This window comes from Nostoc sp. JL33 (genome assembly GCF_017114985.1).
Lineage (GTDB): Bacteria > Cyanobacteriota > Cyanobacteriia > Cyanobacteriales > Nostocaceae > Nostoc.
Genome location: NZ_JABXKP010000080.1, coordinates 13,657 through 26,376, shown reverse-complemented (window position 1 = coordinate 26,376; position 12,720 = coordinate 13,657). Strand labels below are relative to the sequence as shown.

The 12,720-nt window shown below is 42.0% G+C and carries 12 protein-coding genes; 5 read left to right on the top strand and 7 right to left on the bottom strand.

Translation table 11 applies throughout. The features are described from left to right. Positions 1-169 precede the first annotated feature (169 nt). A complete protein-coding gene (gap, locus tag HWQ23_RS23625; protein ID WP_292833643.1) occupies positions 170-1,213 on the bottom strand; it encodes a type I glyceraldehyde-3-phosphate dehydrogenase in 1,044 nt (347 codons plus the stop codon). Positions 1,214-1,572: 359 nt separating this feature from the next. Next, complete coding sequence (locus HWQ23_RS23620; RefSeq protein ID WP_292833641.1) at positions 1,573-2,616, bottom strand: DUF2891 domain-containing protein; 1,044 nt, start codon at positions 2,614-2,616, stop codon at positions 1,573-1,575. Between the two features lie 104 nt (positions 2,617-2,720). Between HWQ23_RS23620 and HWQ23_RS23615 the strand changes: the two genes are divergently transcribed. Further along, complete coding sequence (locus HWQ23_RS23615; RefSeq protein ID WP_292833639.1) at positions 2,721-2,936, top strand: hypothetical protein; 216 nt, start codon at positions 2,721-2,723, stop codon at positions 2,934-2,936. A 224-nt stretch (positions 2,937-3,160) separates the two neighbouring features. Here the strand turns inward: HWQ23_RS23615 and HWQ23_RS23610 are convergent, their stop codons facing one another. Next, a complete protein-coding gene (locus HWQ23_RS23610; RefSeq protein ID WP_292833637.1) occupies positions 3,161-4,759 on the bottom strand; it encodes a B12-binding domain-containing radical SAM protein in 1,599 nt (532 codons plus the stop codon). A gap of 543 nt (positions 4,760-5,302) precedes the next feature. Between HWQ23_RS23610 and HWQ23_RS23605 the strand changes: the two genes are divergently transcribed. Beyond that, on the top strand, positions 5,303-5,680 hold the full coding sequence (locus HWQ23_RS23605) for a nuclear transport factor 2 family protein (RefSeq protein ID WP_292833635.1): 378 nt from the start codon (positions 5,303-5,305) through the stop codon (positions 5,678-5,680). A 165-nt stretch (positions 5,681-5,845) separates the two neighbouring features. On the opposite strand, the gene HWQ23_RS23600 is transcribed toward HWQ23_RS23605, so the two are convergent. Then, on the bottom strand, positions 5,846-6,829 hold the full coding sequence (locus HWQ23_RS23600; RefSeq protein WP_292833633.1) for a CHAD domain-containing protein: 984 nt from the start codon (positions 6,827-6,829) through the stop codon (positions 5,846-5,848). A 290-nt stretch (positions 6,830-7,119) separates the two neighbouring features. Between HWQ23_RS23600 and HWQ23_RS23595 the strand changes: the two genes are divergently transcribed. After that, entirely contained in the window at positions 7,120-8,187 is a 1,068-nt protein-coding gene (locus HWQ23_RS23595) for a DUF3616 domain-containing protein (RefSeq protein WP_292833631.1), read from the top strand. Positions 8,188-8,269: 82 nt separating this feature from the next. Here the strand turns inward: HWQ23_RS23595 and HWQ23_RS23590 are convergent, their stop codons facing one another. Further along, the gene (locus HWQ23_RS23590) at positions 8,270-8,674 is read right to left on the bottom strand and encodes an NIL domain-containing protein (protein ID WP_292833629.1); all 405 of its coding nucleotides are present in this window, start codon (positions 8,672-8,674) and stop codon (positions 8,270-8,272) included. 964 nt (positions 8,675-9,638) lie between these two features. Between HWQ23_RS23590 and HWQ23_RS23585 the strand changes: the two genes are divergently transcribed. Both HWQ23_RS23585 and HWQ23_RS23580 read left to right on the top strand, forming a co-directional pair. Further along, complete coding sequence (locus HWQ23_RS23585) at positions 9,639-10,262, top strand: hypothetical protein (protein WP_292833627.1); 624 nt, start codon at positions 9,639-9,641, stop codon at positions 10,260-10,262. A gap of 420 nt (positions 10,263-10,682) precedes the next feature. Further along, the gene (locus HWQ23_RS23580; protein ID WP_292833625.1) at positions 10,683-11,141 is read left to right on the top strand and encodes a L,D-transpeptidase; all 459 of its coding nucleotides are present in this window, start codon (positions 10,683-10,685) and stop codon (positions 11,139-11,141) included. Positions 11,142-11,252: 111 nt separating this feature from the next. On the opposite strand, the gene HWQ23_RS23575 is transcribed toward HWQ23_RS23580, so the two are convergent. Together HWQ23_RS23575 and HWQ23_RS23570 are read right to left on the bottom strand one after the other, a co-directional pair. Then, entirely contained in the window at positions 11,253-11,960 is a 708-nt protein-coding gene (locus tag HWQ23_RS23575) for an actin-binding WH2 domain-containing protein (protein WP_292833623.1), read from the bottom strand. A 42-nt stretch (positions 11,961-12,002) separates the two neighbouring features. Beyond that, positions 12,003-12,707, bottom strand: a complete 705-nt coding sequence (locus HWQ23_RS23570; RefSeq protein WP_292833621.1) for an actin-binding WH2 domain-containing protein — start codon at positions 12,705-12,707, stop codon at positions 12,003-12,005. Positions 12,708-12,720: the final 13 nt, after the last annotated feature.

Here is a 12,720-nt window from a genome sequence, read left to right as displayed (position 1 = left end):
CATCGCGCAAAACATCCAAATTCACATGTGCTTCATATCACTAGGTTGCTAAAAAAGTTACTTTATTTAGTCTTGTTTTCAGGGTATTTATCATCCCAAAACCCAAAAGTCCCTAGTCAAGAGTCAGCAGTCAAAAGCTAATGACTAATGACTAATGACTAATGACCAATCAAACCACAGATGCTGTCGGTGCGAGTTTTTCCTTCTGTGACATAGACAACATCAGGTCAATCACGCGATTCGAGTAGCCCCACTCGTTGTCATACCAGGCAATTACCTTAAAGAAGTTGGAGTTCAACTCAATTCCAGCACCTGCGTCGAAGATACTAGAATGGGTATCGCCTTGAAAATCCGTAGAAACTACTTCTTCATCTGTGTAGCCCAAGATACCCGATAGAGAACCTGCGGCAGCCTCCTTCATAGCAGCACAGATTTCCTGATAACTGGTGGCTTTGGCAGTTTTGAAAGTTAAATCAACTACAGAGACATCGGGAGTCGGAACTCGCAATGCCATACCAGTTAACCTACCCTTCAATTCTGGTAAAACCAGTGCTACGGCTTTCGCTGCGCCTGTGGAGGAGGGAATAATATTCTGGGTTGCACCTCGACCACCCCGCCAGTCTTTCTTGCTAGGGCCGTCTACAGTTGGTTGGGTGGCAGTCATGGCATGAACTGTGGTCATCAACCCTTCAGTTAACCCAAAGTTATCATTGATCACCTTAGCTATGGGAGCTAGACAGTTTGTAGTGCAGCTAGCATTGGAGACAATTATATCTTTGCTGGGGTCAAAGAGGCGATGATTTACACCCATTAATAGGGTAGGAACTGTATCTGGATCTTTGGTGGGAGCGGAAATTATCACTCGCTTTGCACCTGCCTTCAGGTGGTTTGCAGCCCCTTCATAGCCAGTGAAGAGTCCCGTAGATTCCACCACATAATCTGCACCTAATTGTCCCCAAGGTAACTCTGCTGGATTCCTCACCGACACACAAGGAATGAAGTGTCCGTCAATGAGGATACCATCTTCCTTAGCTTCAACCTTGAGCTTTAATTTACCGTGGGTTGAATCGTACTTTAATAGATAAGCGAGGTTATCTGGTGGTACTAAGTCGTTAATGCCCACAAACTCAATGTTAGGGTTATCGATGCCAGCGCGAAGCACAAGTCGCCCGATTCTACCGAAGCCATTGATACCAACTTTTAATTTAGTCAAGATAAAACCTCCCGTTGTGGAAAGTTGAACAAAAGGAGAAAGTTAAAAGTCAAAATAGATTGCCTTTTACTCTTTACTCTTTGATCCTGACAGTTTCAGTCGGTTAAGCCATGTTTACTTGGCATCTTTTAAGGTTTGGGGCATTGGGCATTGGGCATTGGGCATTGGGCATTGGGAATTGGGCATGGGGCATTGGGCATTGGGCATTGGGAAAACCCCGATTTAAGCAGTTTTGATACATTTAGGACTTACGCAAAATATCTCTGAAACTCTGATTCCTCGGTGTACTCTGCGCCTCTGCGGTTCGTTATTCCGTAACTCGTGCGTAAGTCCTAACATTGTTAGATCGCCCAGACTATTTAAATAATTTGCCCTTGCAACCCACGATTCGTTAAAAGGTAAACAGCAAAAGTTCCTAGCCAGTGACTAGCTGCATAATGTTCACTGACAACATTTGCTAGTCCATGCTGACGATGGTGAACCGCAGCAGAGCGAAGTGTTTCTATGCGGCGATCGCTATTTGCCAATCCAGAAATGATCCCTTCAAGCATCCAAGCGCGACTGAGATTAAGACCGTATAAGTGGGATTGCATATAATCTTGAGGATTATCTACTATGTTTAGTTCTAACCAATTTCCTGAATTCTCAATCGGTATTTGGGGAAGAAAATTCGTCAGCCAGTCAGTAAAAGCTGTTGTTGGGAGGACTCGCCGCATCAGGTCTGCTTCAGCAAAGCCAGGAGAGAGAAAATCGTAGCCAAGCGGCTCGAATTGTAAGGAATAGTTGCGATCGCTGAGATAAAATTGCCGTGCCTTGTTCTCTATTAACTCAATGAAGTCAGCATTTTCGGTAATCCGTGCCCAATCCAGCATTAAACCAAGTGCAAAAGCTGTTTGGCTATGCATCCCCGTGCGATTTGGGAGTTTTAGTGTGTCAATCCAGCGCTGTAAATTACCTGCAATCAACTTTTCTAGCGGTTCCAATACAATTCGCCATTCTTTCGCTTGAGGATGATTCCACTCGTGAAGTTCCGCAGCCAGTTGCAGAAGCCATGCCACACCATAAGGAAATTCATAAAAGGGTAATCGTTGGAAATGGGCAATCTCTCCTTGAATCTTCTCAGGCGTTAGGCTTTGATCAAGTGCTTGCTTTGACGCGACATTGAAGGAGGCTTCAGGAAAGTGACGCATCAGACGTACCAGCAACCAGTGACCATGTACAGCTGAATGCCAATCTAAGCAGCCATAAAAAGCAGGAGTCAATTCACGCGGTGGTTTTATATCCTCGTCGCTATCAGCCCAATACAGATTACTGTTGGGATACTCCCGCCCGATACAATCCAGCACTAATTGAGCAAATTGTGCTGCGATCGTTTCATTTATCTCCAAATTATCGGCTGGCATCGTTACTTAGTACAGCTTTGCGTAAAAGCATAGCGTTTTTAATGCAGGGGAACGCATTAACATTGTATCGGAATGCATTGGCATTGCAAGGGGACGCATTAACAATGCATCAACATGCATTGGCATTGCAAGGGGACGCATTAACAATGCATCAACATGCATTGGCATTGCAAGGGGACGCATTAACAATGCATCAACATGCATTGGCATTGCAAGGGGACGCATTAACAATGCATCAACATGCATTGGCATTGCAAGGTATTGCCAAATTTAATTTGCTAGGAATTAATGAAATGCTGTACTTAGGAAAGTGGATTTAATCATGACTGCCTTTTTTACTTTGCATCCCAAAGCCAGTTTTAGAGCGCATAATCATTTCTAATACCGCGCAACGACTCTTTTCTGTCGAGGTTTATTAAATTTCTTAGCGTACAATTCCTAATTACATGAGGTACATCTTAGCCCCCTCTCGAAGAGCGGGGAGGGGGTTGGGGGTGGGGTTCTTGGGGTTTACTAAGTAATCAAGCGGACATGATATGAGTTATTATTTTAAACTTCCTAACACTTCCATCACTTCTGCTTCCGGTTTTACCCTAGCTTCTGCTTCCAGAAATTCAGCTACTTGAGCCTCAATTTCATCGCGAACAATCTGGCGATACTCCAAGAAATGCTCAATTTGGGCACAAACAGCTAAATAACTACTCACTCCACCCGGATTATGCTGATACATATTCCACAAGTTGCGCCAGAATTGCCAGCGCGTTTGACGACGTACACCTTGACGCCAGCAAATGATCACAAACGCCCGGAGTACTTTCCAGTTCAATGGTTTCTTAGCACCTTTGCCCTTTTTCGGATAGGTTGCTTCGCCCAAAAGCCGGAAGTGTTTGTATGTACGCTCCAAAAACCGCTCTGGTTCATACAAATCACAGAACGCCTGCACATATTCACCAGCGATGTCTTCTAACGGTCGAGTTGGCACAAAATTCATCAACGTGGTTTGGTTGATGTTAGCAGATTTATTACGCAGTCGTCCTTCCTTTTCTAATCTATGCCAGAGGGCTGTATCTGGAAGCGCTTGCAACATACTAAATAAGGCTGTGGGAATTGCTGTTTCTTCAACAAACTTGACAATTCGTGCGCCGGCTCCTACTTTCTCGCCATCAAACCCAATGATAAAGCCTGCCATGACTCGCAGCCCTGAGCGGGTAATCCTATTCACAGCTTCACTGAGCGAGTCTCTGGTATTCTGGTATTTCTGAGTGAAAGTGAGACTTTCTTCGTCGGGGGTTTCAATTCCCAGAAAAACAGCACCAAAATTACACGCTACCATCAAATCCATCAGTTCTTGATCTTGAGCTAAATCAACTGAAGCCTCTGTGGCAAAGGAAAAGGGATAGTTATGTTCTACCATCCAGGGCAGAAGAGACTTCAAAAATAATTTCACATTCCGCTTATTACCGATGAAGTTGTCATCCACCATAAAAATACTGCGCCGCCAACCCAGTTTGTAGAGATAATCAAGTTCTGCTAATAATTGATCTGGGTTTTTGGTGCGGGGTTTGCGACCGTAGAGAACAATAATGTCACAGAACTCACACTGAAAGGGACATCCACGGGAAAATTGCACCGACATCTCTGCATAGGCTTCAAATTCTAGCAAGTCAAAGCGAGGAATCGGAGTATTGGTGACATCTGGTTTTTCACCACCAGAGCGAAAAATGCCTGTGCGATCGCCGCGTGCGATCGCTGCTACAAATAAGGGTAGAGTGATTTCCCCTTCATCTAATATCAAGTAGTCTGCTCCAACGGATGTCATTTCATCCGGTAGCGCTGTCGGAAACGGCCCACCCACAGCTACCCGTTTACCTCTCTGCTTTGCTTCTAATATCTGAGAGAGCAAATCCTCTTTTTGCACAATCATCGCCGACATAATAACCAAATCTGCCCAAGCCCATTCTGCTTCTGTACAAACGCGAACATTTCGATCTACCAGCTTAAATTCCCATTCTTGGGGTAAAATTCCGGCTACAGTTACCAAGCCTAAAGGCGGTAGCATTGCTTTACGATCTAATAAAGCCAGTGTTTTTTCAAAAGACCAAAAACTTTTTGGAAAACGGGGGTATAAAAGTAAAATGTTCATATTCGATGCTTATAACCCTTGATGTTTGCTGCTAGTTGAGTTTATCTAAAGCTGAATCAGTCTGACAACAGATTAAACGAACTTCTGTATACAGTAGTTGTAACTTCGTTCTCTTTGAAGGCGCACAGTATCTACAGCTATATGCAAGTCTAAAGAGACTTTCAACTCAACTAGATGCGATCGATCGCCCAACGGTTCCGAAGATCGATAGAGCCAGTCCACCCTCTCCCCTTTAGGATGTTATGCAGAAACTTTCAACCTATTCACCAAAATGAGCGTCTTATGCGGAAAGATTCGGCTTAAATAGCGGCTTTGGAGTATTACACAGAAACTTTCTGGCTATCCGTCTACTACGGGATCTTAGACAGAAACTTTCAGTCTAATAATAGTTCGGGGGCGGCGCGCGGCTTGACGGCGATTTGGAGTAGGCATAGAGTTGTACTACCTGTATTCTTGAATCTACAAGAACAGTTGAAGGCGAGCGTCGAACCGGTAGAGCAACCGCTCCGTTAAAGCATTCACTTGAACAGAGGAGAGATTCAGATGTCAGAGAAAAATAAAGCAATCTTAGAAAAGGGCAACGCGGCGATCGCTGAAGGCAACAATGAAGGACTCTTGTCGTTCTGCGCCGACGACACGGAATGGACGTTTGTCGGCGACAAGACCCTTAAAGGAAAAGAAGCCGTTCGCCAATATATGGCAACGGCGTACATCGAGCCGCCAAAGTTTACGGTCACTAACTTAATCGCTGAAGGTGATTTCGTCACGGCACTCGGCGACATAACATTGAAGGACGAAGACGGGAAGGCGGTTCATCACTCGTACTGCGATGTCTGGCGCTTTCGCGGCGATAAGATCGTCGAATTAAGGGCTTTCGTCATCAAAACCGAGGTCAAGGATGAAACCAGCAGTGCGGCGTAAGCAATAAGGTATCTATTTCAAGCCTTCCTCATTCATGCTTGGTATGTCAAGCGAACAGTCTAAATTAAGAGTCGCAACAGCCGCCGAACATGGCACAAGCTAACGCTTTCTCTAGCATTACGCCTGTGCTGGTTAGCCCAATCCTTGCCTAACAAAGAGTAACTTTTAATTTATTACTCCAGAAAGCGGGTGCAGTATTGTTAAATGAAAACTATGCCTAGTTTCCGTTTTTAGATACCGTTCTTGCAAAGGTTGCCATTGCTGCCACGACTGGTAACGATTTTCAGTTAACAAAGTAGCAAGGGTGGGTAACTCAGTCTGAATTTCTGACTTGAAGACGTCTGTAAGCCAGTCAGTTAAGACGGCACTATCTTGCATCGTACCCAAAATTTCTTGGATACTTTTCACTTCTGTAAGATAAGCTGCGTAAGACTCACCATATAAGTCAGTAAATAACTCCATCTGGTAGCGTATACGTTTAGCTTCTTTTCGCAAACTGTGAATAATTTCACCTTCTGTTGTTAATTGTTTTTCTATCTTTTCCGGTTTCCAGTTTTGATGGATTATCACTTCTGAGTCCACAAATTGCGTGCCAACTAGCCAACCCGGATGCAGTAAGAAGCTACTCACTTCTGGTAAAAGTAAGTCTGGTAGCACTTGCTGAATAGTAATAGATGCCAAAGGTTGATAACTTGGTTTCTCTAACCATTTCTCTAATTCATCTTTTAGAGACTTGTAAGATTCATCTTTTAACGTTTTCTGTACAGTCGATAGTACATCTTCACGTTGTTTAGCTAAAGCTGTGAAAGCTGTTTGTAGAGATCCCTGTTCTTTGCGGGGTAAATTTGGTTTGTAATTGTTTTCCAAACTTTCTTTGAGTACGTCTAAATCTCGGAGACTACCAAGACGACGGGCTATTTTACCAATATTTTTATCGCTAACTGGTTTCGGCACATCCACCGCTAGCCCAAAGCTAGTTACGGCTGTGCGTAGGCGGCGCATTCCTACTCGCATTTGGTGCAGCGCTTCTGGATCTTCATCTTTCTTAACTGATTTTTCCCACTTCAAGGTCTTCTTAAAGTGTTTTTCAATCGCTTGGTAGGCGTAGTCCCCTAAAGTTTTTACCGTGGCTTGTGTGGCTAATTTCATAATTGTTCTTAATGACTACCTCATGAGGTTATTGCATAATAACAACATTAATTAAAAAGTTGCATCTACTTTTGATATTTTTTTATGCAATCAAGGTTGTAAAGTATGCTTATGACTATTGATAGTTGCATATGCTTCGGCAAATATGCAATATCTATCAAAGGTTGAAGTAGCAGATTCCCCCTGGCAATTTGATATGAGCTATACTTTTTAGATAATTTTTTTCGGAAACTTAACTTTACATTATAATAGCATAATTAACATTTTTGTAACTATTAACATGATTTAGAATGCCAAACTTACATTTGCTGAATCAAGCTTTATTGACTTTTGTAGATAATTTTAAAGAACATAGAGAAGACTTATCAGCAGTGCTGCTAACACATCAAAAGTATTTATGGTTAGGGTCAGATGAAACCTCAACTATTGAACGTCTCTCTTTGGTTGATACTGATAAATTTACAGACCATGAACAATTTCGGGTAGCAGAATTTATAAATTTACCAGCACCAGAAGAGGAAGAAATTGATATAGAAGGACTTGCTTATAGTGATTATTACTTATGGTTTGTTGGTTCTCACAGCTACAAACGCAAAAAACCCAAACCCGAAAATACAGATGCAAAAAATTTAAAAAGGCTAGCAAAAATTGAATCAGAACCCAACCGTTACCTCTTAGGACGGATTCCGATGATAGACGGTAAGTTATTTTCATCTTGCCCACACCCCCAAAATCCAGATGTGCAGTTGAATGCCGCTAAACTAGAGGTGACGAACCAGGGTAATTTGCTGATGACAGCTTTAGTAGATGACGCTCATTTAGGCTTGTCTATTAAGGCAGCAATTCCCGGAAAGGATAATGGCTTTGATATTGAAGGAATAGGCATTTATCAAAACCGCATTTTTCTGGGTTTGCGCGGCCCAGTCTTACGGGGTTGGGCTGTGGTGCTGGAAATAGAGTTAGAAGATTCTACCCCTGGAGTGATGAAACTAAAGCAAATTGGGGAAGCCAATGAGTTATATAAAAAGCATTTTATCTGGTTGAATGGTTTGGGAATTCGGGATTTGCATGTAGATGGAAAAGATTTGTTGATTTTAGCCGGGCCAACGATGGATTTAGATGGCCCCGTGCAAGTTTATCGCTGGATAAATGGCGTGAACTTGCCAGAAAATGTCTTCAGCAATCCAGATTTTGTGCAAGATATTCCCTATGGAAATCGGGAAGAACACGCTGAAGGAATGACGCTGTTTCAGGATGTAGCTGGTATACCTTCGCTATTGGTAGTTTATGACTCTCCGGCAAAAACTAGGCTGGTGGGTGATGGTAGTGTAATAGCGGATGTGTTTAAGTTGGGCTAAAATCAATTTTGGATTTTGGATTTTAGATTTTGGATTGGTGAGAAAGTTGGATGGGCAATCCTCCGTAGTGTATGCGGTAATCTTAAAGGTTAGTAGAGATTGCCTGTACGGGACAGGTGGGGATACACTGTTCGCAGACGATACAGCGCGATCGCGTGAATGTCAACTTGGATGTCTCTGGGTGGAGGGTGAGGGCTTCGGTAGGACAAACCCCAGTACACAAACCACAGTGGACACACACATCCTCGTCGATCGCAATTTCGCCTAATGTATGAGAAACGCTAACATGGCGCGATCGCATCCACTCGATCGCCGCATCTAATTGATCGATATCTCCCGATAGTTCTACTACCAGTTTGCCAATTTGATTTGGGGCAACTTGGGCGCGGATAATATTGGCGGCGACGTTGAACTCTTTGGCCAGCACATAAGTGACTGGCATTTGCACGGCGCGTTTCGGAAAGGTGAGTGTTACTCGTTTTTTCACAGGTTTACCAGAGGGTTTTTTCTGTTGTAGCGTATTGAAAGTTTTATCAGTTCTTCCTTACGGGACACTGCGCGAACGGGCAAGGCAAGGAGGAACATTGCCTCCTACCTCAACATACATAGCACGATTGACAAAAATCTTTGCAATACACTCAAGCAGTAAATGTTATACAGCCTCTGAGTGACAAAGCAGGAGTGAAAGTATCCATTTGTGACCTATCCGGTAAGTATTGGCAGATTGCGATCGCATTGTCCAAACCTTAACCAACCTACTGAGTAACGCCATTAAATTTTCGTCTGCTGGATCTAAAGTTTGGTGTTGGAGTCTAGAAAAGTAAGCTAAACAGCCCCTTTAATCATCTATAGGATCTTACGCAAAAACCCTTTCAAACTCTTATTCCTCCGTGATGCCTCCCAATACGGTTCGTTTTCATTAGCTGTGCGTAAGTCCTAATCTATTTAAATCACAATTAATTATATCCATAAATAATTGTGCTCTTTCCTGATTTATGTTATTGCGGTTCCCAAGTGGATGAAGTACATATCAAAACCTCACCCCCAATACCTCTGGTAATCCGCGGAGAGGGGAGATAAAGCACAGCTTTATCGGGGTGAGGTACAGCTTAACCCCACTCTTATTAGGAAAGGCTATATGAGCTTTAAAACATTAATATTTTCGATGAAAAAGTTTATTAAAAGTATATCTAAGGAAGTAGATTAATTCTAAAAAAATAAACAAATGTCTAAGATATCAGGAGTTAATTTAACATCAGACTATACCTTAGGCAGAAGGACAAGGAAATCAATTCAGTTAACTTGTTAATTAAATAACAACATCCATCACAATACTTTTGATTTAGATCATTAGTTGAGTTCTAGTTGAAAAATAGAGAAAAATTTTCTTGATTTCAGCAAATTGCTTAGTAGCAAGAAGAACCATTTTACTTCAAACTCAGGAGATACCAATGAACGTAAACCACAGTAAAAATTTGCTCAAAATGCTTGCTAGCCTTGTGGGAGTTGCTAGTACTGGTGCTTTAATAAGTCTTCCGGTACACGCTCTGCCCCAATCCAACTCTAGAAATTTGGAAACTAGTCAAGTTCCTATAGGTAATAGATTGTACTCCCAAGCGGGTACAGGTGGTTCAACTGGCGGCAGTAGTGGAACAACTGGCGGCAGCAGTGGAACAACTGGCGGCACTAGTGGAACAACTGACGGCACTAGTGGAACAACTGACGGCACTAGTGGAACAACTGGCGGCAGCAGTGGAACAACTGACGGCACCAGTGGAACAACTGACGGCAGTAGTGGAACAACTGGCGGCACTAGTGGAACAACTGGCGGCAGCAGTGGAACAACTGGCGGCACCAGTGGAACAACTGACGGCAGTAGTGGAACAACTAACGGCACCAGTGGAACAACTGGCGGCAGTAGTGGAACAACTGGCGGCAGTAATGGAACAACTGGCGGCAGTAATGGAACAACTGGCGGCAGTAGCGGCACTAGTGGAACGCAACAAAATACAGGTGGTAACAACACAAGAGGTGGACAAAACACTGGTGGAGGTGGTGTCAGAGCGCTATGGTAATTTAGTAGCCAGACACGCACGGACTAGCGAGGTTGTTAAGCTTGCTGCCTGTAAGATGATTTAAAATAGTGAATGTTATCAACAGTAAATGCAGTAGAAAAGATGAGATGGGCTGTCAATTGATTCGATTTCTACTGCAACTCCTTTTGACGGTTTAATTTTACCTTACTCACAAAATTAATTACTCTTGATATCTAGTTCTTAAACTATTGTGTTCATCAGGAATAATTCGTCAAGTAACTACATAAGATATAATATAATCTCACAAATTCAAAAATCGATAATTAGTTTGGTACTCAACTATTGATGGCAACAAGTTTAAGTTTTAAAATGTTCAAGCAATTAGATAAATTAGTTATTTTTATTTGTGCATGTGGATTAAATTTTAATCCGGCTATGTCGTTGGCTTCTGAGCTAAGAGTGACTTCTCATACTTCAACCAACAATTTAGTCTCTCAAGCAACTAATATTAATAATTTAATTATTCAACCTCTTCACCTAGAGATCAGTCTTCACAACCGTCGAGTCACCCTCTATCGAGGAAAAACCCGAATTAAAAGTTATCCCATAGCAGTAGGTCGCCAAGGCTGGGACAGTCCAATTGGTAATTTCCAAGTACGTACAATGTTGGAAAACCCTACTTGGATAAACCCTTTTACAGGTAAGGCTATTCCAGGAGGAGACCCTGAAAACCCACTTGGCAAATACTGGATTGGATTTTGGACAAACGGTAAAAATTGGGTAGGCTTTCACGGTACGCCTAATCCTGATTCAGTTGGTAAAGCTGCCTCACACGGTTGTATTCGGATGTACAACAACGATGTTAGAGAATTATTTGATCAGGTAAATGTGGGAACACCAGTTACTGTAGTGCGATAGCTAATACCCCTTATTCATTTGGGTGCATCCCAGTTTTTATATTCCAATGTCGCAATGACATCTCATAAAAAATTTCCTGGACAATGATACAAAACATGTATAAATCTTAGATTAACGCAAACCCAAAATTTCAGAAATTGCCGCTACAATATCCAGATAAAAGTTGCCTTTCACCGCCCGAAACAATTCAAATTTAGAGTCAGGGGCACCAAAAAATGGTCTGAGAAACCATCCTAACTGCATACCAACAAAGGCATAAAGCAATAACCAGGATCTTAAAATAGTGGTGCGGGTTTTTTTGCCAACTTCATCTTGTTGAGAAAGTAATTGCATTCCTTCATACAGGAATTTAACGCCAAAGATGCCTGTAATGCCAAAAATTAACACATTCAACAGTTTAAAAAATTGATAAGAGTCGGGTGTTGTGATCAGAAAAAATAGCGTAACTGGTGCCAAGCTGAATAAAAGCACACTAATTACTGATACAGATGTGAGCAAAACAACGAAATGCTGTTGAATACTGCTCCGGGAACCAAACAAAACATTAAAAAAGAACAAAGTAGGAAAACAAATGATCAGTGTTAATAAATAAAATGCTGGAAGTTTAATAGCACCAGATAATGCCTGTGCCCAACTGTTAGATGCACCGATAATTGCGCCATAGATGGCAAAGAATATGGAACTAGTTACGAACAGAGAACTAATTTTATTTTGTAGTCTTATTCCCAGACGAATTTCTTCTAAAAATGCCTGGCGATCGCGCAATAAATTAACTAAAACACCAAATTGCTGAATTCCACGATTTTGTTTTCCCAGCATGATTTTATATGTTGTATATTTTGTTGAATTACTAATGGGTAATTAACGGATTCCCAAGAGATAGCTAATAGCTTGAATCACACTCAAATAGAAATTGCCTTCTCTTTCACGGAATAATTCAAAGGTAGAGCCAGGTGTACCAAAAAACGGTCTGAGAGTCCATCCTAACTGACTACCTACGAAAGCGTAAAGAAATAGCCAAAATTGTAAAATTTTCTGGCGTGTCTTGCTACCTTCATTATCTTGCTCTAAAACTAAACTCGTGGCGTGATATAAAGACGAGACACCAATAAATCCAGTCAATGCGAAGATAAAGACATTTAACAGAATTAAAAATTGGTAATTATTGGTGGTAATCAAGAAAAACAGTGTGATTGGTGCAAAGCTAAATAAAAGTACACTCGTGACTGAAACCGCAGTCAATACTAATGCTAAATGCTGTGCAAAACTCCGTTTGGAACCAAAAATAATGTTAGCAAAGAACAACGTCGGGATACAAATCAGGAGTGTGATTAAATAAAGGGCTGGGAGTTTAATGGCGGAAGATAAAGCTTGCATCCAACTATGGTATGCACCAATAATTCCGCCATAAGCCGCGAGAAATAAAGAACTGCAAACCAGCAGCGAAATGATTTTATTTGGTAATCTTGTACCTTGGCGAACTTCCTCTAGAAAACTTGGGCGATCGCGCAGGAATCCAATCAGCACCGCAAAGTATTTTATTCCTAAAGATTTCCGTTCAATCATGTTATCCTCACAC